20 protein-coding genes and 1 other RNA gene are annotated in these 25668 nt (G+C 61.3%); 7 read left to right on the top strand and 14 right to left on the bottom strand.

Annotated features, from left to right (window positions below; genetic code table 11):
• Position 1: 1 nt before the first annotated feature.
• The 9 genes from mraY to AB4Y85_RS04800 all read right to left on the bottom strand — a co-directional run bounded on the left by mraY (position 2) and on the right by AB4Y85_RS04800 (position 9272).
• Positions 2-1087 carry a phospho-N-acetylmuramoyl-pentapeptide-transferase gene (gene mraY / locus AB4Y85_RS04840; protein WP_441983733.1) on the bottom strand — a complete coding sequence of 362 codons (1086 nt, stop codon included), beginning with the start codon at positions 1085-1087 and terminating at the stop codon, positions 2-4.
• A gap of 6 nt (positions 1088-1093) precedes the next feature.
• Positions 1094-2524 carry a UDP-N-acetylmuramoylalanyl-D-glutamyl-2,6-diaminopimelate--D-alanyl-D-alanine ligase gene (locus AB4Y85_RS04835; RefSeq protein ID WP_441983732.1) on the bottom strand — a complete coding sequence of 477 codons (1431 nt, stop codon included), beginning with the start codon at positions 2522-2524 and terminating at the stop codon, positions 1094-1096.
• The gene (locus AB4Y85_RS04830; protein WP_441984008.1) at positions 2521-3984 is read right to left on the bottom strand and encodes a UDP-N-acetylmuramoyl-L-alanyl-D-glutamate--2,6-diaminopimelate ligase; all 1464 of its coding nucleotides are present in this window, start codon (positions 3982-3984) and stop codon (positions 2521-2523) included. The genes AB4Y85_RS04835 and AB4Y85_RS04830 overlap by 4 nt, the downstream gene beginning before the upstream one ends.
• Entirely contained in the window at positions 3984-5750 is a 1767-nt protein-coding gene (locus AB4Y85_RS04825; RefSeq protein ID WP_441983731.1) for a peptidoglycan D,D-transpeptidase FtsI family protein, read from the bottom strand. Before AB4Y85_RS04825 ends, AB4Y85_RS04830 begins: the two co-directional genes overlap by 1 nt.
• A gap of 5 nt (positions 5751-5755) precedes the next feature.
• Positions 5756-6151 carry a cell division protein FtsL gene (gene ftsL, locus AB4Y85_RS04820; protein ID WP_441983730.1) on the bottom strand — a complete coding sequence of 132 codons (396 nt, stop codon included), beginning with the start codon at positions 6149-6151 and terminating at the stop codon, positions 5756-5758.
• On the bottom strand, positions 6148-7197 hold the full coding sequence (gene rsmH / locus AB4Y85_RS04815; protein WP_441983729.1) for a 16S rRNA (cytosine(1402)-N(4))-methyltransferase RsmH: 1050 nt from the start codon (positions 7195-7197) through the stop codon (positions 6148-6150). The genes ftsL and rsmH overlap by 4 nt, the downstream gene beginning before the upstream one ends.
• A complete protein-coding gene (mraZ, locus tag AB4Y85_RS04810) occupies positions 7194-7691 on the bottom strand; it encodes a division/cell wall cluster transcriptional repressor MraZ (RefSeq protein ID WP_441983728.1) in 498 nt (165 codons plus the stop codon). The genes rsmH and mraZ overlap by 4 nt, the downstream gene beginning before the upstream one ends.
• A 311-nt stretch (positions 7692-8002) precedes the next feature.
• An RNA gene (rnpB, locus tag AB4Y85_RS04805) (RNase P RNA component class A) lies at positions 8003-8430 on the bottom strand.
• Positions 8431-8477: 47 nt separating this feature from the next.
• Complete coding sequence (locus tag AB4Y85_RS04800; RefSeq protein ID WP_441983727.1) at positions 8478-9272, bottom strand: transglycosylase SLT domain-containing protein; 795 nt, start codon at positions 9270-9272, stop codon at positions 8478-8480.
• A 291-nt stretch (positions 9273-9563) separates the two neighbouring features.
• Here AB4Y85_RS04800 and AB4Y85_RS04795 point away from each other — a divergent pair, with 291 nt between their 5' ends.
• From AB4Y85_RS04795 to AB4Y85_RS04770, 6 genes are all read left to right on the top strand, one after another.
• Entirely contained in the window at positions 9564-9842 is a 279-nt protein-coding gene (locus AB4Y85_RS04795) for a hypothetical protein (protein WP_441983726.1), read from the top strand.
• Between the two features lie 106 nt (positions 9843-9948).
• A complete protein-coding gene (locus AB4Y85_RS04790) occupies positions 9949-10674 on the top strand; it encodes a TerB family tellurite resistance protein (protein WP_441983725.1) in 726 nt (241 codons plus the stop codon).
• A 4-nt stretch (positions 10675-10678) separates the two neighbouring features.
• A complete protein-coding gene (locus AB4Y85_RS04785) occupies positions 10679-11446 on the top strand; it encodes an N-acetylmuramoyl-L-alanine amidase (protein WP_441983724.1) in 768 nt (255 codons plus the stop codon).
• Positions 11447-11528: 82 nt separating this feature from the next.
• Positions 11529-12941: an efflux RND transporter periplasmic adaptor subunit gene (locus AB4Y85_RS04780; protein WP_441983723.1), complete on the top strand. Its 1413-nt coding sequence runs from the start codon at positions 11529-11531 to the stop codon at positions 12939-12941.
• Between the two features lie 10 nt (positions 12942-12951).
• On the top strand, positions 12952-13677 hold the full coding sequence (locus AB4Y85_RS04775) for an ABC transporter ATP-binding protein (protein WP_441983722.1): 726 nt from the start codon (positions 12952-12954) through the stop codon (positions 13675-13677).
• The gene (locus AB4Y85_RS04770; RefSeq protein WP_441983721.1) at positions 13674-14906 is read left to right on the top strand and encodes an ABC transporter permease; all 1233 of its coding nucleotides are present in this window, start codon (positions 13674-13676) and stop codon (positions 14904-14906) included. The genes AB4Y85_RS04775 and AB4Y85_RS04770 overlap by 4 nt, the downstream gene beginning before the upstream one ends.
• Before the next feature lie 14 nt (positions 14907-14920).
• Here the strand turns inward: AB4Y85_RS04770 and metH are convergent, their stop codons facing one another.
• From metH to AB4Y85_RS04750, 4 genes are all read right to left on the bottom strand, one after another.
• On the bottom strand, positions 14921-18676 hold the full coding sequence (gene metH / locus AB4Y85_RS04765) for a methionine synthase (protein WP_441983720.1): 3756 nt from the start codon (positions 18674-18676) through the stop codon (positions 14921-14923).
• Between the two features lie 99 nt (positions 18677-18775).
• The gene (gene metF, locus AB4Y85_RS04760; protein ID WP_441983719.1) at positions 18776-19681 is read right to left on the bottom strand and encodes a methylenetetrahydrofolate reductase [NAD(P)H]; all 906 of its coding nucleotides are present in this window, start codon (positions 19679-19681) and stop codon (positions 18776-18778) included.
• Positions 19681-20694, bottom strand: coding sequence for an ArsR/SmtB family transcription factor (locus tag AB4Y85_RS04755; protein WP_441983718.1), 1014 nt, complete (start codon positions 20692-20694; stop codon positions 19681-19683). Before AB4Y85_RS04755 ends, metF begins: the two co-directional genes overlap by 1 nt.
• Positions 20695-20847: 153 nt before the next feature.
• On the bottom strand, positions 20848-22326 hold the full coding sequence (locus AB4Y85_RS04750; RefSeq protein WP_441983717.1) for an AMP nucleosidase: 1479 nt from the start codon (positions 22324-22326) through the stop codon (positions 20848-20850).
• 238 nt (positions 22327-22564) lie between these two features.
• Here AB4Y85_RS04750 and AB4Y85_RS04745 point away from each other — a divergent pair, with 238 nt between their 5' ends.
• Entirely contained in the window at positions 22565-23404 is an 840-nt protein-coding gene (locus AB4Y85_RS04745) for a restriction endonuclease (RefSeq protein ID WP_441983716.1), read from the top strand.
• A gap of 135 nt (positions 23405-23539) precedes the next feature.
• On the opposite strand, the gene ettA is transcribed toward AB4Y85_RS04745, so the two are convergent.
• Positions 23540-25192, bottom strand: a complete 1653-nt coding sequence (gene ettA / locus AB4Y85_RS04740) for an energy-dependent translational throttle protein EttA (protein ID WP_441983715.1) — start codon at positions 25190-25192, stop codon at positions 23540-23542.
• Positions 25193-25668 lie beyond the last annotated feature (476 nt).

The following is a 25668-nucleotide window of genomic DNA, read 5'->3' as shown; positions in this document are numbered from 1 at the left end:
CTTACCGCAGCTTGAGGGTCGAGAGGCCGACGAGAGCCAGCACCACGGCGATGATCCAGAAGCGGATGACCACCTGCGGCTCGGTCCAGCCGAGTTGCTCAAAGTGGTGATGGATCGGCGCCATCTTGAAGACGCGCTTGCCGGTGAGCTTGAAGGACGCAACCTGGATGATCACGGACATGATCTCCAGCACGAAGAGACCGCCGACGATGGCGAGCACGATCTCGTGCTTCGTGGCGACAGCAATCGTGCCGAGAAGTCCACCGAGAGCGAGCGAGCCCGTATCGCCCATGAAGATCTGGGCCGGAGGCGCGTTGAACCAGAGGAAGCCGATGCCCGCGCCGATCAGCGCGCCACAGATCACCGCGAGTTCGCCGGTGCCGGGCACGAAATGGATCTGCAGGTAATTGGCGAAGACGGCGTTGCCCGCGAGATAGGCGATGAAGCCGAAGGTTCCAGCTGCGATCATCACCGGCACGATGGCAAGACCGTCGAGACCATCGGTGATGTTCACCGCATTGCCTGCGCCGACGATCACGAAGCCCGCGAAGACGATGTAGAACCAGCCGAGATTGAAGATCAGTTCCTTCGAGAACGGCAGGACCAGTTTGTTGGCGAGGCCGGGCGCTTCGACATAGGAAATCGCGATACAGGCAATCGCCGCAATCGCCGCCTCGATGGCGAGGCGCGAGCGGCCGGAAAAGCCTTTGTGCGACTGCTTCGTAACTTTGAGATAGTCGTCATAGAAGCCGATGCCGCCAAAGCCCACTGTGACGAAAATCACGATCCAGACATAAGGATTAGCGAGGTTCGCCCAGAGCAACGCCGAGACAAGTACGCCCGCCATGATCATCAACCCGCCCATGGTCGGCGTGCCGCGTTTAGTGAGAAGATGCGATTGCGGACCGTCCTCGCGGATCGGCTGCCCCTTGCCCTGCTTCAGGCGAAGGAGCGAAATGATCGCCGGTCCGAACAGGAACACGAAGAGCAGAGCCGTTGCCGTCGCGCCGCCGGTGCGGAACGTGATGTAGCGGAAGATATTGAGGGGGCTGAAGTAAGGGCTGAACTCAGCCAACCAAGTCAACATGGGGACTTATCCTTTGAGCGCGTGCGCTGTTTCGCTCGCGCTGTGACGTTCTTTCAGAACCTTGACGATCAAGGCCATTTTCATGCTGAGCGACCCCTTCACCATCACCGCATCACCGGGGCGGACAGCGGCACGAACCGCATCCACCAGCTCGGCGGAGGTCTCGGTGTGGAGCGCAACTTTTGCTTTCGGGAGCTCGCCCACGAGGCTCTTCATGAGAGGGCCAGCCGCAAAAACCAGATCGATGGCATTGGCCTCAATGGCCTCCGCCAAACCCTCATGCAGGCCAGGGCCTTTTTCTCCGAGTTCCTTCATGTCGCCGAGCACAGCGATGCGCCGACCCTGAGGGTCGAGCTCGACCGCGCCGAGATTGGAAAGAGCCGCGCGCATGGAAGCGGGGTTGGCGTTGTAGCTCTCGTCGATCAACAACGCTTCGCCGTCACCAATGGAGAGCATGGTGCGCTCGCCACGCCCGAGAGGGGGCTTCAGCTCGGCAAAGGAGAGCGCGACCAGCGCGAGATCGGCGCCAAGGGCGTGGGAGGCCGCAAGCACACTCAAGGAATTCAGCGCGATATGACGGCCGGCTGTGCCGATCTTGTAGGTCAGCGGCTTACCGAACACGGTTGCCTCGACGATGGATTGATCGGGCGTCACGAGAACTCGCTCGGCTCGAATGTCGGCACTCTCATGCTCACCGAAAGTCACGACACGGCCAGCCGCGGATGCGAGAGCGTGGGCCTTCATGCGCTCGAAGTACGGGCTGTCGCGATTGATCACCGCGGTGCTACCCGGCTCAAGGCTTGAGAAAATTTCCCCCTTGGCATCCGCGATGCCCCACAACGAGGGAAAAAATTCAATATGCACCGGCTCGATAGTGGTGATCACGGCCACATGCGGACGGACCATGCCGGTGAGCGGCAGGATCTCATAGGCATGGTTCATGCCGATTTCGAACACGCCATATTCGGTTTCACGCGGCATGCGCGCGAGGGTGAGCGGAACGCCCCAGTGATTGTTGTAAGAAGCAACCGACGCATGGGTTCTACCCTGGCGCGAGAGCGCAACGCGCATGGCTTCCTTCGTGCCAGTCTTGCCGACGGAACCGGTGATGGCGACGATGCGGGCATTCGTGCGCTTGCGGGCGAACTCGCCCATCCGGCGCATGGCGTCGAGCACGTCCGGCACGACGATGAGCCTATCCGAAGCGAAGGAGGAAGCCTTCTCTTCGGACACGACAGCAGAGGACGCACCCTTCTCCAGCGCAGCTCGCACGAAGTCGTGTCCGTCATGGACATCGCCCTTGATGGCGAAATAGAGATCGCCGGGCTCCAGCGTGCGGGTGTCGATGGAAGCACCGGTCGCGTGCGTGAAGCCACTGCCGATGCGGGCACCGGTGGCGGCAGCGATCTCATCCTTGGTCCAAAGGGGCGAACTCATCCCTGCCTCTCCGCAATCGCCGCCCGGACTTCGTCGTGATCCGAGAACGGCAGGGTCCGGTCGCCGATGATTTGGCCCGTTTCATGACCTTTACCGGCCACAACCAGAATATCGCCCTTCCGAAGCTCTTTCACAGCCGTGCGGATGGCGAGCGACCGGTCGCCGATCTCGCGGGCACCCACGGCGCCCTGCATGACCTCGGCGCGGATTGCCGATGGATCTTCCGAGCGAGGATTATCGTCCGTGACGATGACTCCATCCGCCTTCTCGACGGCGATGCGGCCCATGAGCGGACGCTTGCCTTTGTCTCGATCCCCGCCGCAACCGACGATGCAGACGAGTTTGCCCTTGGCGAAGGGACGCAAGGCATCGAGCACATGGGCCAGGGCGTCGGGCTTATGCGCGTAATCGACGATGCAGATGGCACCATAGACCTCGCCCACCTGCTCCAGGCGGCCGGAGACGCCTTTGAGATTCCTGAAACCATCGAGGATCGCAGCGAGTTTCTCCTCGCCTTCGACGGCAAGAACGAGGCCTGCGGCAACGAGCGCGTTCTCGACCTGGAACGCACCGAGAAGCGGCAACGTGGTCCGGAAAGTTTTCCCGAAGGCTTCTATAGTCAGCGCCTGAGAGAAACCCTCCGGCTTCACGTCGACGAGGCGCAGCGTCTCGCCCATGCTGCCTGTGGTGATGAGCGGCAGGCCACGGCCTTCCACGCCGTGCAGGAACACATCCGCATAGGGCCCATCGGCATTGATGATCGCAGGCGCATCGCCCGGCAGAAGCGTATCGAACAAGCGCAGCTTCGCAGCGGCATAAGCTTCCGTGGTATTGTGGTAGTCGAGATGATCGCGACCGAGATTGGTGAAGCCTGCGGCGCTTAAGGATACGCCGTCAAGCCGCCTCTGATCGATGCCGTGGGACGAGGCTTCCATCGCAAGGCGCGTGACACCGTCGCCGGCAAGGCGATCAAGAGTTTTATGCAAAGAAATTGGATCGGGCGTTGTCAACGAGCCATAAGCTGCGCCATCCGATGTGATGACGCCGAGCGTGCCGAGGCTTGCCGATTTGTGACCGAGATGAGCGAAGAGCTGACGCGTGAAATCCGCCACGGAACTTTTGCCACTGGTGCCGGTGACGGCAACCGTCTTCTCCGGTTGGCGCGAATAGAAGCGCGCCGCTGCCAGGGAAAGAGACTGCCGCACATCGCCGACGCGAATATAGGCCACGTTCGCGGCAAGATCGGACGGACGCTCCCCTTCTCCCACAATGACCGTGGCACCGGCTGCCACAGCCTGCGGCACGAAGCTCATGCCGTCCACCTTCGTACCGGGCACAGCAAAGAAGACCGTACCGTGCTCAATTTTGCGGCTATCTGAGGCGAGCTTGGAAATGGAGAGAGACGCCTGCGGATTCGCTTGCGCCTCATTGAGCAGATCTCCGAGCTTCATGGTTTTCATCATGGCTTGCTGCCCCATGCGCCGAGGCGCGACATCAGCGGGAACGGCTGCGTCGGGGCTTCGAAGCGTGGAGGCACGCCGAGAAGCGGCGCGACGCGCTCGATAATATTGCCTGTCGTCGGCGCAGCATTCCAGCCTGCGGTCGAGAAGCCATAGGTGCCCTCGACTGCCTGCGGCTCATCCATGATGGTCAGGAACACGTATTTCGGCTTGTCGGAAGGCAGGACCGCCGTGAAGGTCGTGAAGTTCTTGTTCTTGGCGTAGCGGCCGTTGATGACCTTTTCCGCCGTGCCGGTCTTGCCGCCCACGAAGAAGCCGGCAATCGCCGCGTTGGAAGCGGAGCCGTCCGGGTGCGTCGCATTCAGACGCATGACATAGCGCATCGCCTCGCTGGTCTCGGGCTTGAGCACCTGCATCGCATTCTTGCGGGCTTCCGCCTCATCGCGCTTCAGGAAAGTCGGCTTGATCATCACACCGCCATTGACAAGCGAGCCCACTGCCATCAGCGCCTGAAGCGGCGCGACGGCGAGGCCGTGGCCGAAGGCGATGGTCATGGTGTTGAGTTCACCCCAGCGCGGCGGAACTATGGGCGCTGCATTCTCGGGCAGTTCCGTCTCGAGGCGCGTGAGCTGGCCCATCTTACGCAGGAAGGCCTTGTGACCTTCCACGCCGATGCCGAGACCCATGCGCGCCGTGCCAATGTTGGAAGAGTGCACGAAAACTTCCGGCGTCGTGAGAACACGCCGCGTCGGGTGATAATCGCCAATGGTGAAGCGGCCGTAGCGCAGGCCCGAGCGCGCATCGAAAGTAGAGTTGATGTTGTACTTGCCGGAATCGAGCGCCATGGCCACCGTGAGGGCCTTGAAGGTCGATCCCATCTCGAAAACGCCGACATTGATGCGGTTGATATTATCGTCTTTCAGCGCATCGACCGGGTTGTTGGGGTCATAATCGGGCAGAGACACGAGCGCAATGAGCTCGCCCGTGTTCACATCAAGGATCGCGCCCGCCGTGGCCTTGGCCTTGAACTTGGCCATGCCCTTCGCAAGCTCATCGCGAAGCGCATGCTGTACACGCAGGTCAATGGAGAGCTGAATGGGCTTGAGGTCGGCTGCGGAAATGTTGAAGCCTGCGCCGTTGAGATCCTGCAGACCCATGCTATCGATGTATTTCTCGATACCGGCGATACCCACATTGTCCACGTTGGCGAAACCGAGCACGTGGGCGGCGGCTTCCGCATTCGGATAGACGCGCTTGTTCTCGGGCAGGAAGCCGACACCGGGAATGCCGAGGCGATGCACTTCCGCCTGCTGGCGCGGTGTGATCTCGCGCTTGACCCACACGAAGCCCTTCTTGGTGCCGAGCTTGTTGCGCAGGTCCGTGGCGTCGAGATCGGGCAGGACGGCGGTGAGCAGTTCCACCGCTTCGTCCTTATCGATGATGTTGCGCGGTTCCGCGAAAACGGAGACCATCTTCACGTCGGTCGCCAGGACCTCGCCGTTGCGGTCGATGATGTCCGGGCGTGCAGCCGAAATTTCGGAGGATGCGGCACGGCGCACTTCGCTCGTGTTCTCGCTCGTGAGCGCCAGATGCACGAGGCGTCCGCCGATCACGGTGAAAAGTCCTACGAAGCAGAAGGCTGCAAGCCCGACGCGAGACGTGCTCTTGTCGAGACGCAACCGAAACAGCTCGCGGGCATGCGAAAGGATGCCCCGCTTCTGAAGAAGGCTTTTACCCTGCGGTTCGATATGATGCTCTTGCAACACGGGCGTTACCGTCTTGGAGTTTGGGTCGAGGGAGTTTGCGCAACGCTGGTCCTGTCCTTCGGCGTCGCCGTCGGTTCAAACAGGCCAAGCGCTTCGAGCTTGCGACCGATCTCGTCGCCGCGATCAGGCCGGTTCGGCAGATCGGAGAGACGGGCAAGCTGCTGAATCTTCAGCGCCTGAAGGTCGAGATGCTGGTCGGCGGCTGCCTGAAGGCGGTCAGGACGGTCGAGATATTGCCATTCCGCCTGCAGCACGGCGATGGCTTCGCGCTCGCGCTGCGCCTTCGACTTCAGCTTCGCTACCTGTTCGGAATAGAACAGCGTGTCGTACTTGATGGAATAGGCATAGCCCGCCGATCCGATAAGCGCGGAAATCGCTACGATGTGGAGCAGCTTGCTCATCGCCGCCCTCCCCTCTTCTCCGCCGTTTGCGGCAGTTCGGCCAACATGGTGATGGCGCTCAGCGGTTCCTGTGCCGGCGTCTCGGTGCGCGCGCCTGCCCGCAGCTTTGCGGAACGGGCACGCGGATTGCGCGCCATCTCCTGCTCGCTCGGCCCGACAGGTCCACGTGTGATCGCGTCGAATGTCGACTCTGCAACAGCCTGCATCGGCATGTGACGCGAACCGCTTGGTGTGCGTCCCGTGCGGGCGGCGAAGAACTGCTTCACGATCCGGTCTTCGAGCGAATGGAATGTCACGACGACGAGGCGTCCACCGGGCTTCAGAATGCGCTCGGCCGCATGCAGCGCGCGCACCAATTCGCCCAGCTCGTCGTTGACGGCGATTCGCAAGCCCTGGAATACGCGCGTTGCCGGATGAATGCCACCCGGCTCCTGGCGGATAAGCGATGCCACGAGATCGGCCAGCTGACGCGTCGTCGCGAAAGGCTCGCGGCGGCGCATCTCGATGACGGCGCGCGCAACCGCGCGGGCGCGGCGCTCCTCGCCGTAATGGTAGAAGATATCCGCGAGTTCGGCCTCGGACGATTCATTGATGAGATCGGCGGCGCTGGGTCCGTTCTGTTCCATGCGCATGTCGAGCGGACCATCATTGCGGAACGAAAATCCGCGCTCGGCCTGGTCGAGCTGCATGGAGGACACACCGATATCGAGAACGACACCATCGACGCTCTCGAAGCCTTGCTCGCGCGCAAGCTCATCGAGATCGCCGAAGCGTCCCGGCACGAGCATCAGGCGTTTCTTGAATTTCGCCGTGAGCGATGCGCCGCTCGCAATCGCATCAGGATCGCGATCGATGGCAATCACTTTGTTCTGGGGATGAGCATCGAGAACGGCACGCGTATATCCGCCCGCGCCGAAGGTGCCATCAATGAAGATGCCACCGCTCTTCACATCGAGCGCATCGCACACCTCCGCCAGAAGCACAGGAACGTGACGGGTCGGTCCGCCAGCGGCTCCGGCTCCTGGGCCGTCGCCGCGTCCCATCATTGCTCCCGCACTCCTGGTGAGGTGTTCTGTATCATACGCGGCTCCACGATCCGGTTTCCGAGAGATTTCTTCAGGTCCCTGACCTTCGTGCGCGCCTCCTCCAAGTGCGCACGGAAACGCTCCGGCTCCCAAATCTGGAACTTGTGACCGAGTCCGACGAACGTCACCGTATCGCCAATCCCGGCATGTACTTTCACTGAGTCCGTCAGGATGACACGCCCCTCCGGATCGACTTTCAGAATTTCGCTGGTACCGAACAACGCGGTCGACAGCTGATCCCGTTCGTCCGAATAGGGCGACAGCGTCGACAAGAACGCATCGATCTCGTTCAGAAGCGTGTTGCCACCTGCGTCCAAGGCCTGCGCGTCGAGCGCGGGATGAACGTAGAGACCCTCGAATCCATCCCTGGCCAATACGGCCCGGAAGGATGCGGGGATCGAGACGCGACCCTTCGAATCCAACTTGTTGGTGAAATTGGAAACGAAGCGGTTCATTGGCCGCAGCTCGCAAGCTCCCGATAGTCAGCCCCCCGACAGGCCATACAGACCTGCCACCCGTTGTCGGCGAAAACGCTACTGTCCGAGGTGAGATGTCAGCGCAGTCTGAGCGCTTAACGTCCCCTTCGGAGAACACCGTCGACGGGATGATTTGGGATAACATGGGATAATATGGGCGTCAACGGAACGGAACTGGGACGCGGACATTCTGGCCCGCATCTCCCATCAGACGCATTTAGGGTTAATGAATCGTAAGCAGCCCAAAGGTTTGGGCCGCTTTGACGCAGATTTCATGCCTGTGGAAAGATGGGGTCAGCTGGCCTGTAAGCCGGGTTCTGTAGGGCCCAAAGTCGTAAGACTTCGCAAAGTCTCAGACCTCAAACGTGGCGGCCATTCCTCTGGGACGGTCATTGCTGACCGCCTCAAGCAACCAACCCGGACGACCAGCCTGGAAGCGGGCCTGGCGCGAACGCCTGTCGTCCCTATTCGGTTTTGCTCCTGGTGGGGTTTACCGTGCCGTCCGCATTACTGCGTCCGCGGTGCGCTCTTACCGCACCCTTTCACCCTTACCCCGGGGATCCGAAGATCCAGAGATCCAAGGACCCTTGCGGGGCGGTCTGCTCTCTGTGGCACTTTCCCTAGGGTCACCCCCGCCGGACGTTATCCGGCACCTTGCTTCCATGGAGCCCGGACTTTCCTCCCCGAGCGAACTCGAAGCGGCCGCCCGGCCAGCTGACGGATGGGATGTGGTGCGAAAGACGGGTCCGCGTCAAGGCCGTCCGTTCACTCGGCGGCGGCGGTGAGTACTTTCACCTTTGCGCAATAGACACGCGAAGCGCCGGTCATGGTGGTGGTGCGGTGGCCGAACTGATAGCGCAGGATCGTGCCGCAAGTATCGCCGCCGGCGAGCTTGTAAGCCTGGGCAAGGTACTTCAGGCCATAGCGCAGATTGGTCTCGGCATCGAAGAGTCCAGCCGCATCGCCTTTGTAACCAAGGGATTGGGCCGTGCGGAAGTTGATTTGGGTCAGGCCCAGATTCGGGCCGTTTCGGGCACCCGCATTGTAACGGCTCTCGAGACGCACCACGGCATCGGCCAGCTCATACGGAATTCCATGCTCGGCCGCATATTGCGCGATCATCGGCTTCAGGGCGTCGGAGCGGGCCTCGTCGGCTTTGCCGCGCGGTATCGCGAGTTTCTGAACCGCAGGGAGCGATGCAGTCTCCTCGGCTTTTTCCTCGACCACCTTGGCCTCAGTCGCAGGCTTTGCAGCCTCAGGGGCGATGATTGTGGCGGCAGCCGCCTCTTTCGTCTTTTTCTTATCCGTAGACTTGGTCTTATCAGCAGACTTGGCGGACTTGCCTTTTTTCTCGGCGTCATCCGCCTTGGCGATTTCGGCTTCCTGAGCCGCGAGTTCCGCCTCGAAAGCCGCTTTTTCCTCGGCTTGCGCCTTCACGAGGGCCTCAGCTTCCTGGGGAGAAATGAGATTACTTTCCGCACGCGCATGAGAAGCGAGAGCCAGGGCCGAAGCTCCGATGAGAGCAACTATCAGGGTCCTCAGAAAATGCTGCCAAGTCATTATCGAACTCCTGATGGCATCCGCTACGGGGTTGCGGTCGGTGACTGCCAAATAAGGCGAAGATGTGACAAGGCAAGTAGAAACTTTGTTCCATCAATGCTGTCACTACACAGTGATTTGCTCAGAAAATAAGGCAATTTTGGTTATTTTTAGCCTAAACCCGTCCAAGATTTTTCGACAGGTTATATGGGCTACAAGGAACTTCTTCTTTGGCCGGGAGTTGGCGACAGCGTAAGGTCAAGCTAAGTAGGGCTGGGTAGCCTACAGCCCGATAGAAACAGGGAAGCCTCCATGAAGAAGATCATTACAGCGATTGCCGCGGGTGCTCTCACCCTCTCGATGGCAGCTTGCAACACTCCCGGTGAGCGTGCCGTTGGCGGCGCTGCCATCGGCGGCCTTGCTGGTGCTGCTATCGGTGGCGCGGCAACCGGGACTGCGGGCGGTGCCCTGGCCGGTGCAGCAATCGGTGGCGCGGGTGGTGCAATCGTCGGTGCCGGCACGGCTCCGCGCGGCCCGGCATGTCCTTACGGTACCTATCAGGACGTGTACGGCAACGTTTACTGCCGCTAATTGCGATCCTCACATTGAATTTAAGGGGCCGAGACCATCTCGGCCCCTTTTCTTTTATCCGGACCCTTTTCTTTTTTAAGGACTTGAGCGTACCACTGATACCAAGATGATTCAGTCGATTTGGGGTAAGCTGGGTGGCGCCGGCCTCGGCCTTGCGCTTGGAGGACCGATTGGGGCTCTCCTGGGCGGCGTTGCCGGACACATGCTCATTGATCGTGAAGGCGCCCCGTTCGGGAAGCCGCCGCGCGATGTCCTTTTCACCATGGGCCTCGTGGCCCTGGCCGCGAAGATGGCAAAGGCCGACGGCGTCGTAGTCGACGTGGAAGTCAGGGCCTTCGAGCAGATCATCGAGGTGCCGGAAGGCGAGCACAGCAAGGTCCAGCGCCTGTTCGAGCTTGCCATGCAAACCTCGGACGGCTTCGAGGCCTATGCCCGGCAGATCGGCGAAGCCTTCAAGGATGAGCCTGCCCTTCTCGAGGACGTGATCGACGGCCTGTTCCACATCGCCAAGGCCGACGAGGCGGTGCACGAAGCCGAGTATGCCTATCTGCGCGACGTGGCGACGATCTTTTCGTTCTCGGAGACGGATTTCGAGCGCATCGCCGCGCGCCATGTCAGCCGTGCTGACGATCCTTACTTCATCCTCAAGGCCGACCGCAGCATGGGCGATGACGAGTTGAAGCGGCATTACCGCAAGCTCGTGGCCGAGAACCATCCTGACAGGGAGATCGCCCGCGGCCTGCCGCCGGAGGCCATCAAGATCGCAACCGAGCGCGTGGCCACCATCAATGCCGCCTGGGAGCGCATTGCCGCCGAGCGGAACCTCAGGTGACACCATGAGCGCGCCCCTGTCCCCCGAGAGCCCCGCTGCCGCGAAAGTCTTTCCTTCGCCCAATCATGGGGAACGCAAGGACGGGCAGCGCCCGAGCATGGTGATCCTCCACTACACGGGGATGCCCGATGAGGGCGAAGCCCTGATGTGGCTGTGCAACCCGGTCTCGCAGGTTTCAGCCCATTATTTCGTCTTCGGCGACGGGCGTGTGCTGCAGCTCGTGCCTGAATCACGCCGCGCCTGGCATGCGGGCGCCTCCTCCTGGGACGGCGAGTCGGACATCAATTCCTGCTCCATTGGGATCGAGATCGCCAATCCAGGCCATCCCGGCGGACTTCCGCCCTTTCCCGACGCCCAAATCGAGAGCGTCGCGGCACTCACCAAGGATATCGCCACCCGCTGGCGCATTCCCGCCACCCGCGTGCTCGGACATTCGGATGTAGCGCCCGGCCGCAAGGTCGATCCCGGCGAGATCTTTCCCTGGAAACGCCTGCATCAAGCAGGAGTCGGCCATTGGGTGCCATCCGCCTCGATGAGCGACGGCCGCTTCTTCTCGCGAGGCGATCAGGGCATGCCCATCGAAGCTTTGCAGGCGATGCTGGCCATGTACGGCTACAGCCTCAAGATCAACGGTGTATTCGACGAGGACACGGAGAAGGTGGTCACCGCCTTCCAGCGCCATTTTCGCCCGGAGCGCGTGGACGGCGTGGCCGATGCCTCCACCATCATGACCCTGCGCGACCTGATCGCCAAGCGGCCTACCGGCGCATGACAAAGAGTTAACTCGAAACATTTTGGCAAATCGGCCACAATCGCCGCTCATGGACATCTTCGTCGTGAAGAGGGTTTTAGACGTGCGGCGTTTTCGAGTCTGGTTGATCATTGCCCTGCTTGCAGCAGGCTTGGGCGGCTTTGCCTTATGGGGCACCGGCGGCGGCAAGGCGTCGGACCAGGCCTATCGTCTCGGCACCGCGGAGCGCGGCTCCATCACCGCCAGCGTTCGCGCGACCGGGACTCTCAATCCCGTCACTACGGTTCTCGTGGGCTCTCAGCTCTCGGGCCAAGTGGTCGAGATCCTGGCCGATTACAACACACCGGTGCAGGAAGGCCAGGTCGTCGCCCGGCTGTATTCCGAACAGATCAAATCCCGCCGCGATGCCGCGCTGGCCGATCTCGCCCAGGCGAAGGCCGATCTCGACACCAAGCGCGCGCAGATCGACAAGGCCCGCTCGACCTTGCAGCGGGCTGAAGCGCAGGCCACTGACCTGAACGCGCAACGCGATCGCACCCAGGCCCAGCTGGACGATGCTCAGCGCACCCTTGAGCGCCAGCAGGAGCTGACCACGCGCGCGGTCGGCACCCAGACCGCGCTGGATCAGGCCCGCACCCAGGTCGATATCCAGAAAGCAAACCTCGCATCGGCAATGGCGCAGATCGCTTCCAACCGCGCGGAACTGGACGGCTTCAAAGCGGATATCGCTCTGGCCGATGCAGGCCTGCAATCCGCGAATGCGGTGATCCTTCAGCGTCAGGCCAAGCTGCGCGATATCGAGATCGACTTGGCGCGGACTGATATCAAATCGCCGGTCGAAGGTGTCGTCGTAAAGCGCGACATCGAACTCGGCCAGACAGTCGCGGCTTCGCTCTCCGCGCCGACCCTGTTCACCATCGCCCAGGACCTGCGCGAGATCGACATCTACGCCAATATCGACGAAGCCGACGTGGGACAACTCAAGGCTGGGCAGAAGGTGTCCTTCACCGTCAACGCCTATCCGAACCGCACTTTTGAGGGCAGCGTGCGCATGGTGCGGCTCAGCGCGCAGACCGTGCAGAACGTGGTGACCTATACCGCCGTGATCAGCGTGCAGAACCAGGATCAATCGCTTTTACCCGGCATGACGGCAAATCTGCAGATCATCACGGATGAGAAGGAAGATGTGCTACGCATTCCGAATGCGGCCCTGCGCTTCCGTCCGACCGTAACGGCAGCAGCAGCTCAAACACAGTCGCGCCAGCGTCGCCCACGCGGCGAGATGCAGGATCAGGACGAGGGCAGCTTCGGGCGCATCTACCGCATCGGTCCCGATGGAATTCCGCAACCCGTCCCCGTGCGCCTCGGCGTGACGGATGGCAGCTACACGGAAATCCTTCGTGGCGATTTGCAGGAAGGTGCAGCCGTTATTGTCGGCGCACAACGCAGCGGTAATGCGGATGAGGCAAGTGGCCCCGCCACGAACCGTCGTCCGCGTCCCCCGCGTATGTTCTAAGGGGACAGCCATGGCGCTGATCGAAACGCGCGACCTCAGACGAGTCTACGATCTCGATGCAGGCCGTGTCGTGGCGCTCGACGGGGTCTCTCTCGACATCGACAAGGGCGATTTCGTCGCCGTTATGGGCCCGTCGGGCTCGGGCAAATCGACCTTCATGAATCTCATCGGCTGTCTCGACAAACCGACGAACGGGCAATACCGGCTGGCCGAGACCGAGGTCGAAACGCTGGATGCCGATGGCCTTGCGCACCTGCGCAACCGCGAAATCGGTTTCGTGTTCCAACAGTTCAACCTGCTGCCTCGCATCGATGCCCTCAGCAATGTGGAACTCCCGATGGTCTATGCGGGCGTAGACCGCAAGGCGCGGCGCGAGCGCGCCTTGCATGCCCTCGGCCGGGTGGGACTGGCCGAGCGTGCCCATCACCGCCCCATGCAGCTCTCCGGCGGCCAGCAGCAGCGCGTTGCGATTGCGCGAGCGCTAGTGAACAGCCCGAGCCTGCTTCTCGCAGATGAGCCGACAGGCGCACTCGACAGCCGCACGGCCAATGAGATCCTGAGCTTGTTCCAGGAACTGAATCATGAGGGCGTCACCATCGTTCTCGTGACGCATGACGCCGAGGTAGGCCGCCATGCCCGCCGCCTCGTGCGCTTCCGGGATGGCAGGGTCATCGAGGATCACAGGCAGGAGCCTGTCGATGCAAGGCGCGAACTCGCCGAGGAGATTGCGCGATGAGATTGATGGAAGCCATCCGCTCCGCCCTCTCCGCGATCATGGCGAATGCCCTGCGCAGCCTTCTCACCATGCTAGGCATCGTGATCGGCGTCGCCGCCGTCATCGCCATGGTGGCCATCGGTTCCGGCGCGCGCAATCTCGTCGACCAGCAGATCCGCTCGCTCGGCGCAAACCTCGCCATCGTCACCCCGGGCAATGTCACGCAGGGCGGAGCTCGTCTCGGCGCAGGCGCTGCCTCCTCTCTCACGGATGAGGACGCTCATGCCATCCGCAGCGAGGTCGACGGCGTGGCCGCCGCAGCTCCCTTCGTACAAGGAGCGACCCAGGTCGTCGCAGGCGGCAGCAATTGGGCTACGCGCATCTACGGCATCGACCTCGACTGGTTCGCCGCACGTGAATGGGATGTCGCAACTGGACGCAGCTTCGATCCGGAAGAGGTGCGGCGCGGTGACATAGTCATCCTTCTCGGACAGACGGTCGCCCGCAACCTCTTCGGTGGCGATGATCCGATCGACCAGGTCGTGCGCGTGCGCAACGTGCCGTTTCGAGTGATCGGAGTGATGGCGCCGAAAGGTCAATCCGCGTTCGGCCAGGACCAGGATGACGTCGTCTTCGTTCCGCTCGATGCAGGCCGTCGCCGCGTGATCGGCCGCAATTATGCCAAGGATGGTTCCGTCGGCTCGATTTTCGTAAAGTTCGCGAACGAGGAGGATATCGTTCCCGGCATCGAGACTATGACCGATCTTCTACGCCAGCGTCACCGCATCACCGGCGATCAGGAGGATGATTTTTCCATCCGCAACCTGACGGAAATCGCCAACACGGCGTCCGCCTCCGCCAACACCCTCTCCATGCTGCTCGCCGCCGTCGCCGCCGTATCGCTGCTCGTCGGCGGGATCGGCATCATGAATATCATGCTTGTGTCTGTCACCGAGCGCACACGGGAGATCGGCCTGCGCCTGGCCGTTGGCGCAAGGCCACGTGACATCCTCAGTCAGTTCCTGATCGAGGCGACGACCCTATCCACCATAGGTGGCGCCATCGGCATCGCGCTCGGAGCGGGAACAGCTTATGCGGTCGCTCAACTCGCCGGCTGGCCCTCGCTCATATCCACCAACGCCATCTTCATCGCGGTCGGTTTCTCGGCGCTGGTCGGCATCTTCTTCGGGTTCTATCCGGCGCAGAGGGCGGCGAAGCTCGATCCCATCGAGGCGTTGCGGCGGGAATGACAGTTCATGCCTGATTACTCCGCCGCCATCGGCCGGTAATTCGCCGGGTCGTAATTGAGGATCGGCGCGAGCCAGCGCTCGACTTCCATGACGCTCATGCCCTTGCGCTCGGCGTAATCTTCCGCCTGATCGCGCTCGACTTTGGCGACGCCGAAGTAATAGGCTTCCGGATGCGCCAGATAGAGGCCCGACACGGAAGAGCCCGGCCACATGGCGTAGGATTCCGTGAGCGTCACGCCGATGCTCTTCTCTGCGTTAAGCAGGCTGAACAGCGTCGCCTTCTCCGTGTGGTCGGGCTGCGCCGGGTATCCAGGAGCAGGACGGATGCCGTTATATGTTTCGCGGATCAGATCTTCATTCGTGAGATTCTCATCCGGCGCATAGGCCCAGAACTCCTTGCGGACGCGCTCATGCATGCGCTCGGCAAAGGCTTCCGCCAAGCGGTCGGCAAGCGCCTTCACGAGAATGGAGCGGTAATCGTCGTTCGCGCGCTCGAACTTCTCCGCAATGCGCACTTCCTCGATGCCAGAGGTTACCACGAAGGCGCCGATCCAGTCGGGCTTGCCGCTCTCGGCGGGTGCGACGAAATCGGAGATGCAGAGGTTGGGCTTGCCGTCGCGCTTCGAGAGCTGCTGACGTAGGCCATGGAAGGTAGCGAGTGTCTCGCTGCGGCTCTCGCCCGTGTAGAGACGAATGTCGTCTCCAACCGCGTTCGCCGGCCAGAAGCCGATGACCGCTTTCGGATTGAACCAGCGCTCCTCGACCAGCTGCTTGAGCATTCCTTGAGCGTCTTCCCAGAGCTGGCGCGCAGCTGCGCCCTGCTTCTCGTCTTCGAGGATCGCAGGATAGCGACCCTTGAGCTCCCAGGTCTGGAAGAAAGGCGTCCAATCGATATAGGGCACGAGTTCGCCCACGTCGTAACTGCGGAACACCCGCGCGCCGGTGAAGGTGGGCTTCGGTGTCGAGTAAGCATCCCAATCGAGCTTCATGCCATTGGCGCGGGCCCTCTCGATCGGCAGGCGCTGCTTGTCAGCTTCGGAGCGCGCGTGAGCATCCGCCACCTTACGGTATTCGCTGCGCAGAGTCTCCACGTACTTGTCACGCATGTCCGGCGACAGGAGCGAAGAGACAACACCGACCGCGCGGCTCGCATCCGTCACGTAGACGGCCTGGCCCTTGTTGTAGTTCGGATGGATCTTCACCGCCGTATGCACCCGGCTCGTGGTGGCGCCGCCGATGAGCAGCGGAATCTCGAAGCCTTCTCGCTCCATCTCGCTTGCCACATGCACCATCTCGTCCAGTGAGGGCGTAATGAGGCCGGACAGACCGATCACATCCACGTTCTCGTTACGCGCGGTCTCCAGGATCTTCTGGGCCGAGACCATGACGCCGAGATCGATGACCTCGTAATTGTTGCAGGCCAGAACCACGCCGACGATGTTCTTGCCGATATCGTGGACATCGCCCTTTACGGTCGCCATCAGCACCTTACCAGCGGTTGATCTCTCCTCGACGCCCGATATCCGCTTCTCTTCTTCCATGAACGGCATTAGATAGGCCACGGCCTGTTTCATGACGCGGGCGGATTTCACCACCTGCGGCAGGAACATCTTGCCTGCGCCGAAGAGATCGCCGACCACATTCATGCCAGCCATGAGCGGGCCTTCGATGACGTGCAACGGGCGCTCGACAGCCTGGCGTGCCTCTTCTGTATCCTGCCCGATATATTCCGTGATGCCGTTGACCAGGGCGTGCTCGATGCGCTTCTCGACGGTCCAGGACCGCCATTCGAGGTCGGCCGCCTTCACGGCTCCCGCGCCATCGCCCTTGAAACGGGACGCCGCTTCCAGCAGGCGCTCAGTTGCATCGGGACGACGATTGAGAACGACATCCTCGCACAGCTCGCGCAGCTCGGGATCGATCTGCTCATAGACCGCAAGCTGGCCTGCATTCACGATGCCCATATCCATGCCGACCTTGATGGCATGGAAAAGGAACACGGAGTGCATGGCCTCGCGCACGGGCTCGTTGCCGCGGAAGGAAAACGACAGGTTCGACACGCCGCCCGAGATATGAGCATGAGGCAGCGTCTCGCGGATGATGCGGGTCGCCTCGATGAAATCGACGCCGTAGCCGTTATGCTCTTCGATGCCGGTAGCCACCGCAAACACGTTCGGATCGAAGATGATGTCTTCCGGCGGGAAGCCAACCTGTTCGGTCAGGATCTTGTAGGCGCGGGTACAGATCTCGACCTTGCGATCCTGTGTGTCGGCCTGTCCCTGCTCATCGAAAGCCATGACCACGACGGCGGCGCCATAGGAGCGGCAGATCCGCGCGTGCTCGATAAACGCCTCGACGCCCTCCTTCATGGAGATCGAGTTGACGATGGCCTTGCCTTGGATGCATTTGAGGCCAGCCTCGATCACGTGAAATTTCGAGGAATCCACCATCACCGGAACGCGGGAAATATCCGGCTCGGCGGCGACGAGATTGAGGAATTCCACCATCGCCTTCTCGGAATCGAGCAGGCCCTCGTCCATGTTGATATCGATCACCTGCGCACCGTTTACCACCTGATCGCGCGCCACATCGAGCGCGGCAGCATAATCACCATTGGTGATGAGCTTGCGGAACTTGGCGGAGCCGGTGACGTTCGTGCGCTCGCCTACGTTCACGAAAGGAATGTCGGAGGTGAGCGTGAAGGGCTCGAGGCCTGAAAGGTGCATGAACGGAGCCAGCTTCGGCACCTTACGCGGCGCCTTTCCGGCAACCGCTTCTGCAATAGCGCGAATATGAGCAGGAATAGTGCCGCAGCAGCCGCCAACCACGTTGACGAGGCCAGCATCCGCAAATTCCGCAATCATGCGAGCCGTCGCCTCGGGGCTTTCGTCATACAGGCCGAACTCGTTCGGCAGGCCGGCATTGGGATAGGCGCAGACGAATGTGTCGGCGACCTTGCCGATCTCTTGAATATGCGCGCGCATCTCGCGCGCGCCGAGCGCGCAGTTGAGACCGATGGACAAAGGCTCGGCATGTCGCACGGAGTACCAGAAGGCGGAGGGCGTCTGCCCCGAGAGTGTGCGGCCGGAGAGATCCGTGATCGTTCCCGAAATCATGACGGGCAGCTTCACGCCTTTCTCGGCGAAGACCTGATGTGTAGCCACGATCGCGGCCTTGGCGTTGAGCGTGTCGAAGATCGTCTCGATAAGAATGATTTCGGACCCGCCGTCGATAAGGCCTCGCACCTGATCGGCATAGGCATCACGCACCTGATCGAAGGTCACGGCGCGGTATCCGGGATTGTTCACGTCCGGCGATATGGAAAGCGTACGGTTTAGCGGCCCGACAGCGCCGGCCACGAAACGGCGGCGTCCATCTTCCTTTTGCACGATCAGCGCGGCCTCTCGGGCGAGGCGCGATCCGTGGAAGTTAAGATCGTAGACGATCTCCTCCATGCCGTAATCGGCCTGAGCAATGGAGGTGCCGGAGAATGTGTTGGTCTCGACGATGTCCGCGCCTGCGCGGAAATAGTCGAGATGGACGTTGCGCACCGCATCGGGCTGCGTGAGGATGAGAAGGTCGTTGTTGCCCCTGACGTCTTGGCCCCAGTCCTTGAACCGCTCTCCGCGAAAATCTTCCTCCGAGAAGCGCGAGCGCTGGAGTTCTGTTCCCATCGCGCCGTCGAGCACGAGAATGCGCTTGGAGGCGGCTTCGCGCAGCGCCTTCAGGACTTCAGCGCCGTTGGCGGGAACGGGAGTAAACGCGGTCATTGTTCTGTTCTCTTCTCATCCAGCCGAATCCGCTTCGGCCATTCGTGTTTTGCGACACGTCAGACAGGCGAATGCCCGGCCGAGCCGAGCATGAAAGTATCAAGCAGCCGCCTTCACGCTCTGATCGCGCAGGCCAAGCAGGTGGCAGATCGCATAGACGAGATCAGCGCGGTTCATTGTGTAGAAATGAAACTCGCTCACGCCGCGATCGACGAGATCGATGACCTGCTCGGCGGCAACGGCTGCGGCAACGAGCTTGCGGGTGTCCACATCCTTGTCCAGACCATCGAAACGGGCGGCCAGCCATTCGGGAACACTGGCGCCTGTCTTGGCGGCAAAATTCGCGGTCTGCTTGAAGTTCTGCACAGGCACGATGCCGGGCACGATCGGGATGTCGATGCCGCGCGCACGGACGCGGTCGAGATAACGGAAATAATGATCGTTATCGAAGAAGAACTGCGTGATCGCGCGATCAGCGCCGCAATCGACCTTCGCTTTCAGTGCGTCAATATCGGCATCGAGCGACGCGGCTTCCGGGTGCTTCTCCGGATAAGCGGAAACGGAGACCTCGAAGTCGCGGATAGCCTTGATGCCGGCGACGAGATCACAGGTTTGCTGATAGCCGCCGGGATGGGCCTCGTAAGTCGTGCCGATTCCGGCGACGGGATCGCCACGCAGAGCCACAATGTGACGTACGCCTGCATCCCAATAGGAACGCACGACGTCGTCGACCTCTTCCTTGGTGGCAGCCACACAGGTCAGGTGAGCGGCGGGCTTCAGGTGCGTTTCCTGCACGATGCGCGACACGGTGGAATGCGTGCGCTCGCGCGTGGAGCCTCCCGCGCCATAGGTCACGGACACGAATTGTGGATTGAGCGGCGCAAGGCGCTGGATCGAGGACCACAGGGTCGCTTCCATCTCCTCGGACTTCGGAGGAAAGAACTCGAAGGACACCTTGATCGGCTGAGCCGGCTGCCGGCTGGGGCGCAGGGTGAGCGGGGACATCAGGCGACCTCTCTATCGGGTTCACTCAAAGGCCAATCCGTCACGACACGGCGATCCTGGCCAAGCCAAAGGGAAACGGTCAGTTGCTCCTCGCCACTTTTGGGCGGTGCTATCTCGCGCGTCAGGGTGCAGTCGAGACCGGCCTCGTCGAGCCAACCTGCGACCTGTGACGGCGCGAAGCCGAGGCGGCGATGCGCCTGTGCCTCGCGCAGGAATTCCAGTTTGTGAGGTGCGAAATCCACCACGAGGATGCGCCCGCCCGGGGCCACGAGGCGCGCGGCTTCGCGGATCGCGCGAGCGGGATCATCGAGGTAATGCAACACCTGATGGATGATCACGAGGTCGAAGGTGTCTCGTGTGAAGGGCGGTGCGTAGATATCTCCCTGCCGCAGCTCGATGCCGCGCAGGCCAGCCTTCTCCAGGTTCGCGCGGGCGACGGAGAGCATCGCATGGCTGGCATCCAGCCCAACGGTGCGGTTGGCACGCGGCGCGAGCAATTGCACCATGCGGCCGGTGCCGGTGCCGAGATCCACGAGATTGCGGATCGGTTTCGACCCGAGCGCCTCCAACACTGCCGCTTCGACCACCGTCTCCGGCGCATGGAGAGAGCGTATGCGGTCCCAATCGGGAGCGAGGCGTGAGAAATAGGCTTGCGCTGCCTGGGAACGCTGGGCCCGCACGCCCTCAAGCCGTGTGCGGTCTTCCAGCAGCTGCGGATCGGAGCGGTCGAGGCTGTCCAGGGTCGGGCGGATGATCTGCAGGGCCACGCCGCGATCGGTCAGTCGGAAGAATGCCCAAGCCCCTTCCCGGTGCCGCTCCACGAGGCCCGCCTCGACCAGCAGCTTGAGGTGGCGGGAGATGCGGGGTTGGGACTGGCCAAGGATATCCGTGAGGTCGGAGACCGATAGTTCTCCCTCGGCCAGGAGAGCCAGGATGCGCAGGCGCGTCTCTTCGGCTGCCGCCCGAAGGACGTCCAGCGTCAGGTCCAGCGATGGAGCTTCTCTATCAGCCACGAAACCAACTCGATCTTACATATAAACATATATTTATATGTATTTTGGACAGAGGGCAAGCGGCGGGTTAGGTTATTCCGACCGGAAAAGCTGGGCTTTCCAGGTCGGGATCACGACACGGGGCCGGGAAGAAGGCTCGCTGGGTGCCAACGCCTACCGGAACGGTGGCTCATCGAAGCTGCGCAGCTTGCGTGAATGCAGCGACGAACGCTGTTCGCGCAGGATGTCGATGGCGGACAGGCCGATCATGAGGTGTTCGCTCACGGCCCGCTCATAGAAGGCGTTGGCGGCGCCGGGCAGCTTGATCTCGCCATGGAGCGGCTTATCGGAGACGCAGAGGAGCGTGCCGTAGGGGACGCGCAGGCGGTAGCCCTGCGCGGCGATGGTGCCGCTTTCCATGTCCACCGCGATGGCGCGGGAGAGGTTGATCTGGCGGCGCTCCTGGCTCCAGCGGAGCTCCCAGTTGCGGTCGTCATAGGTCACGACCGTGCCGGTGCGCAGGCGGCGCTTGAGCTCCTCACCCCGCTCGCCCGTGACCTTGACCGCCGCATCCTGGAGGGCGACCTGGATTTCGGCGAGAGCCGGTATCGGAATTTCCGGCGGCACCGCCGCATCGAGAATATGGTCGCGGCGCAGATAGCCGTGGGCGAGCACATAATCGCCGATGGATTGCGACTGACGAAGGCCGCCGCAATGGCCGACCATGAGCCAGCAATGGGGGCGCAGCACCGCGAGGTGATCGGTGATGTTCTTGGCGTTCGACGGACCGACGCCGATATTCACCAGCGTGATGCCCTGCCCGTCCTTGCGGCACAGGTGATAGGCCGGCATCTGGAACCGGTGCCAGGGCGAGGAGGCGATCAGCTCCTCGACGGCGGCCTCATCGAGGCCGCGCTCGATAGTGATGCCGCCGGGGAGAACCAGCTTGCTGAAGGGGCTGCTCTCGTTGGCCAGTTCACTCAAGGCCCAGCGGACGAACTGATCCACGTAGCGGTGATAGTTGGTGAGAAGGATCCAGGGTTGGGCCGAGCGCCAGTCGCTGCCGGTGTAATGAACCAGGCGGCGAAGCGAATAATCCACCCGTGCCGCATCGAAGAGGGAGAGCGGACGCGGCTCGTTCTCGTGAAACTCCCAGGTGCCGTCGGCGATCTCGTCGCCGACCTTGGCGAGAAGCGGTGTCGGGAAATGCTGCGCCAGCTCGGCGGCGGAATGGGCGCCGCGTCCCAGCTCGTCGCCGCGCTCGAAGATATAGGGATAGGGAATTTCCTGGTCGCTCACGCCTACTTGGAGGGTCGCGCCGTAATCGCGTACGAGGTAGTTGAGCTGTTCCAGCAGGTAGTTCTTGAAGAAGGCCGGCTGGGTGATGGTGGTCGCGTAGACGCCTGGTCCCTGGAACTTGGCATAGGCCCGCTGCTTCACCGGCGGCACCGAGGTCGCCCGGTAATCGAGCCTCAGCTCCGGATAGCGGAAGCGGGATCGTTCGAGAGGCGTGGGAGGCGTGCCGGTGGCGAAGAAATGCTCCAGGGCATGGCGCTGCGCCTCGATGGCGCTGTCGTGGAGCTTGATAAGCCGTTCAACGGCTTCTTCAGGCGTTGCAACGGATTCGAAGGCGAGGGAATGATCGGCTGGCACGTGATTTTCTCTTCTTATGTTCTCGTGCCTCAAGGGTCATACACTGTTTCACGAAAGAACCCAAGTATCTTGGATTGCTAAATAACAACTTAGTCTCAAACGTCTTCTATTAATCGCTTGGATAACGCCCCAAGTCGCTTGCTGCCATATACCTGTCCCGCTACCACTACTTGCAACAAAGTTGAGGTGCGCAATGGCCTATGGCTACTACAAAACTATCCCTAATTGGGAAGGAGTAATGCCGACAGTTCTTAAGTTGATGTCGCAAGGAAACTTCTCAACTGAAGAGCTTACGAATAGCGTGGCCGACCAGTTTGGTCTCGACGATGAACAGCGTAGCCGTCTACTTCCATCAGGGAGAGAACGCACGATCACAAATCGTATACGTTGGGCAAGGTTCAGCCTCCTACGAGCTGGCCTCATTTCTCGTCCTTCTCGTGGAAGGTACGTCATCAATGCTTCTGGAAGAGAACTTTTGGAAAGCGGGAAGCCCATTACCGATCAAACACTCCGGGAAATCAGCGAGGAGTATCGTGATTGGGCAGAGCGAGGCGCAGACAGTGATGCGAGCAACAGCCACACTTCGAGTTCGGCGGAAACAAGTTCCGATACACTAACACCAGATGAACAGATCGATAGTTCCGTCAGGGAGCTAGAGCTTGCTGTTCGCACTGAATTACTCGAGCGTATCAAAACTCAAAGCCCTCAGTTCTTTGAGCAGCTTGTTATCAAGCTGATGTTGGCTATGGGATACGGCGCATCCTATACAAATGTCATACAGCAAGTTGGTCGTACGGGTGATGGTGGGATCGATGGAGTGATTGATGTCGATATTCTTGGTCGCGATCGCCTCTACCTTCAAGCAAAGAGGTATACAACCGGATCTGTAGGTAGGCCGGAGCTACAAATGTTTATTGGTGCTTTAACAGGTAATGCAGCCAGAGATGGTGTCTTCGTCACCACATCAAAGTTTGCGCCGACCGCAATATCTTACTTGAATACTGTGCCCTTTAGGGTTGCTCTCATTGATGGTGAGCGGCTTGCGGATCTTATGCTTAAGTATGGAGTAGGTGTATGAACTGAGCGAGTTGTTGAGGTCAAGCGTATCGATGAAGATTTTTTCACAGTTGAAGAGTAGGCCTCCAGTTCACGCCTTACGAGAAGCTGACTAGCAGCGAAATGAAAGGCGCCCTTTAAGGGCGCCTTTATAGGCTTACCGCGAGAACTTCTTGTACTTGATCCGGTGCGGGATCGTGGAATCCGTGCCCAGGCGGCGCTTCTTGTCCTCTTCATAATCGGCGAAGTTGCCCTCGAACCATTCCACATGGCTGTCGCCTTCGAAGGCGAGGATGTGCGTGGCGATGCGGTCGAGGAACCAGCGATCGTGCGAGATGATGACGGCGCAGCCCGCGTAATCCTCCAGCGCCTCTTCGAGCGCGCGGAGCGTATCCACGTCGAGGTCGTTGGTCGGCTCGTCGAGGAGCAGGACGTTCGCGCCCGACTTCAGGATCTTGGCGAGGTGCACGCGGTTGCGTTCACCGCCCGAGAGCACGCCCACCTTCTTCTGCTGGTCGGAGCCCTTGAAGTTGAACGCGCCGCAATAGGCGCGGGCATTGATCTCGCGCTTGCCGAGATAGAGGATCTCGTTGCCGCCGGAGATTTCCTCGTAGAGCGTCTTGTTGGGATCGAGCGAGTCGCGGCTCTGGTCCACGTATCCGAGCTTCACGCTCTCGCCGATGGTGATCTTGCCCTCGTCCGGCTGCTCCTGACCGGTGATCATGCGGAAGAGCGTGGTCTTACCGGCGCCGTTCGGGCCGATGATGCCGACGATGCCGCCGGGCGGCAGCCTGAACGACAGGCCATCGATGAGCAGCTTGTCTTCGAAGGCCTTCTTCAGGCCGTCGAACTCGATGACGTTGTTGCCGAGACGCTCGGCAATCGGAATGATGATCTGAGCCGTCGTCGGGCCCTTCTCGTTGGCCTTCGCCACCAGATCCTCGTAGCGCTGGATACGCGCCTTCGACTTGGCCTGACGGGCCTTCGGCGAGGCTGACACCCATTCGCGCTCGCGCTCGATGGTGCGCTGGTGAGCCGCGTCCTCGCGGCCCTCCTGCTCGAGACGCTTCTGCTTCTGCTCGAGCCAGGACGAGTAATTGCCCTCGTAGGGAATGCCGCGACCACGGTCGAGTTCGAGAATCCAGCCCGTCACATTGTCCAGGAAGTAGCGGTCGTGGGTCACGATCAGGATCGCGCCCGGATAATTGCGCAGGTGGCCTTCGAGCCAGCCGGTCGTCTCGGCGTCCAGGTGGTTGGTCGGCTCGTCAAGCAGCAGCAGTTCCGGCTGCTCCAGAAGCAGCTTGCAGAGCGCCACGCGGCGGCGCTCACCGCCGGAGAGCGTGTCCACCGCCCAATCGTCCGGCGGGCAGCGCAGCGCGTCCATGGCCTGATCGACCTGGGAATCGAGATCCCACAGGCCCTTGGCCTCGATCTCGTCCTGCAGGCGGGTCATCTCGTCCGCCGTCTCGTCCGAGTAATTCATGGCGATCTCGTTATAGCGGTCGAGCAGCGCCTTCTTGGCGGCTACGCCCTCCATCACGTTCTCGCGGACATTCTTCGACGGATCGAGCTGCGGCTCCTGCGGCAGGTAGCCCACGCGGGCGCCCTCGGCCACCCAGCCCTCGCCATTCCAGTCGGTATCGGTGCCGGCCATGATGCGCAGCAGGGTTGACTTACCGGCGCCGTTGACGCCGAGCACGCCGATCTTGGCATCCGGGTAGAAAGACAGGTGGATATTGTCCAGGACCTTCTTGCCGCCCGAATAGGTCTTGGTGAGGCCACGCATGTGGTAGATGAATTGACGGGACACGGGAAAAACCCTGTTGCTGAAGATCGGTTGAATGGGATTGGCTGTCAGTTAGCAGGGGCAGCCTGCCGGGGCAAGGCGAAGGAGCTGGGCCCGGTGCAACCCTGACGGCAAGTGCAGCTTTGTTCTCACGAGTTGTGACGGATGAGAGTGTCCCTCGCAGTACTATTGCCGGAAAGACGCGCAGCTGATGGGACGGGAATCCAGAGCGCTGTGCTTGTGGGTGGATCCCCTTTCCAGCCCTGCGGGCTGCAGGGGATGACACGGGGTTTGTCTATCTAAGAGCAAGCGGGAACGGCCTCGCGGCGTGGTTCGCCCGAGGGTGTTGGATCGAGGGAGGGCGCGAGGAGGCGTCCGGCTCGTGTGTGTGTTTGTGTTGAGAACCTGACGGCTCCCCGCGCACGGCTTTTTTAGGCGTACACCGCGTCTTTCAGCGGAGGGCCTCCTGTCAACGGGCTTGCGACACCCACAGCAGGACC

This window comes from Microvirga sp. 2YAF29 (assembly GCF_052114605.1).
Taxonomy (GTDB): domain Bacteria; phylum Pseudomonadota; class Alphaproteobacteria; order Rhizobiales; family Beijerinckiaceae; genus Microvirga.
Note: the sequence above shows the minus strand (reverse complement) of the source record. Positions and strands in the feature narration are given on the sequence as shown.

Coding starts and splice junctions, on each gene's coding strand:
- mraY (WP_441983733.1), bottom strand. CDS start 1,087: ATGTTGACTTGGTTGGCTGAGTTCAGCCCTTACTTCAGCCCCCTCAAT.
- AB4Y85_RS04835 (WP_441983732.1), bottom strand. CDS start 2,524: ATGAGTTCGCCCCTTTGGACCAAGGATGAGATCGCTGCCGCCACCGGT.
- AB4Y85_RS04830 (WP_441984008.1), bottom strand. CDS start 3,984: ATGAAAACCATGAAGCTCGGAGATCTGCTCAATGAGGCGCAAGCGAAT.
- ftsL (WP_441983730.1), bottom strand. CDS start 6,151: ATGAGCAAGCTGCTCCACATCGTAGCGATTTCCGCGCTTATCGGATCG.
- rsmH (WP_441983729.1), bottom strand. CDS start 7,197: ATGATGGGACGCGGCGACGGCCCAGGAGCCGGAGCCGCTGGCGGACCG.
- mraZ (WP_441983728.1), bottom strand. CDS start 7,691: ATGAACCGCTTCGTTTCCAATTTCACCAACAAGTTGGATTCGAAGGGT.
- AB4Y85_RS04800 (WP_441983727.1), bottom strand. CDS start 9,272: ATGACTTGGCAGCATTTTCTGAGGACCCTGATAGTTGCTCTCATCGGA.
- AB4Y85_RS04795 (WP_441983726.1), top strand. CDS start 9,564: ATGAAGAAGATCATTACAGCGATTGCCGCGGGTGCTCTCACCCTCTCG.
- AB4Y85_RS04790 (WP_441983725.1), top strand. CDS start 9,949: ATGATTCAGTCGATTTGGGGTAAGCTGGGTGGCGCCGGCCTCGGCCTT.
- AB4Y85_RS04785 (WP_441983724.1), top strand. CDS start 10,679: ATGAGCGCGCCCCTGTCCCCCGAGAGCCCCGCTGCCGCGAAAGTCTTT.
- AB4Y85_RS04775 (WP_441983722.1), top strand. CDS start 12,952: ATGGCGCTGATCGAAACGCGCGACCTCAGACGAGTCTACGATCTCGAT.
- AB4Y85_RS04770 (WP_441983721.1), top strand. CDS start 13,674: ATGAGATTGATGGAAGCCATCCGCTCCGCCCTCTCCGCGATCATGGCG.
- metH (WP_441983720.1), bottom strand. CDS start 18,676: ATGACCGCGTTTACTCCCGTTCCCGCCAACGGCGCTGAAGTCCTGAAG.
- metF (WP_441983719.1), bottom strand. CDS start 19,681: ATGTCCCCGCTCACCCTGCGCCCCAGCCGGCAGCCGGCTCAGCCGATC.
- AB4Y85_RS04745 (WP_441983716.1), top strand. CDS start 22,565: ATGCCGACAGTTCTTAAGTTGATGTCGCAAGGAAACTTCTCAACTGAA.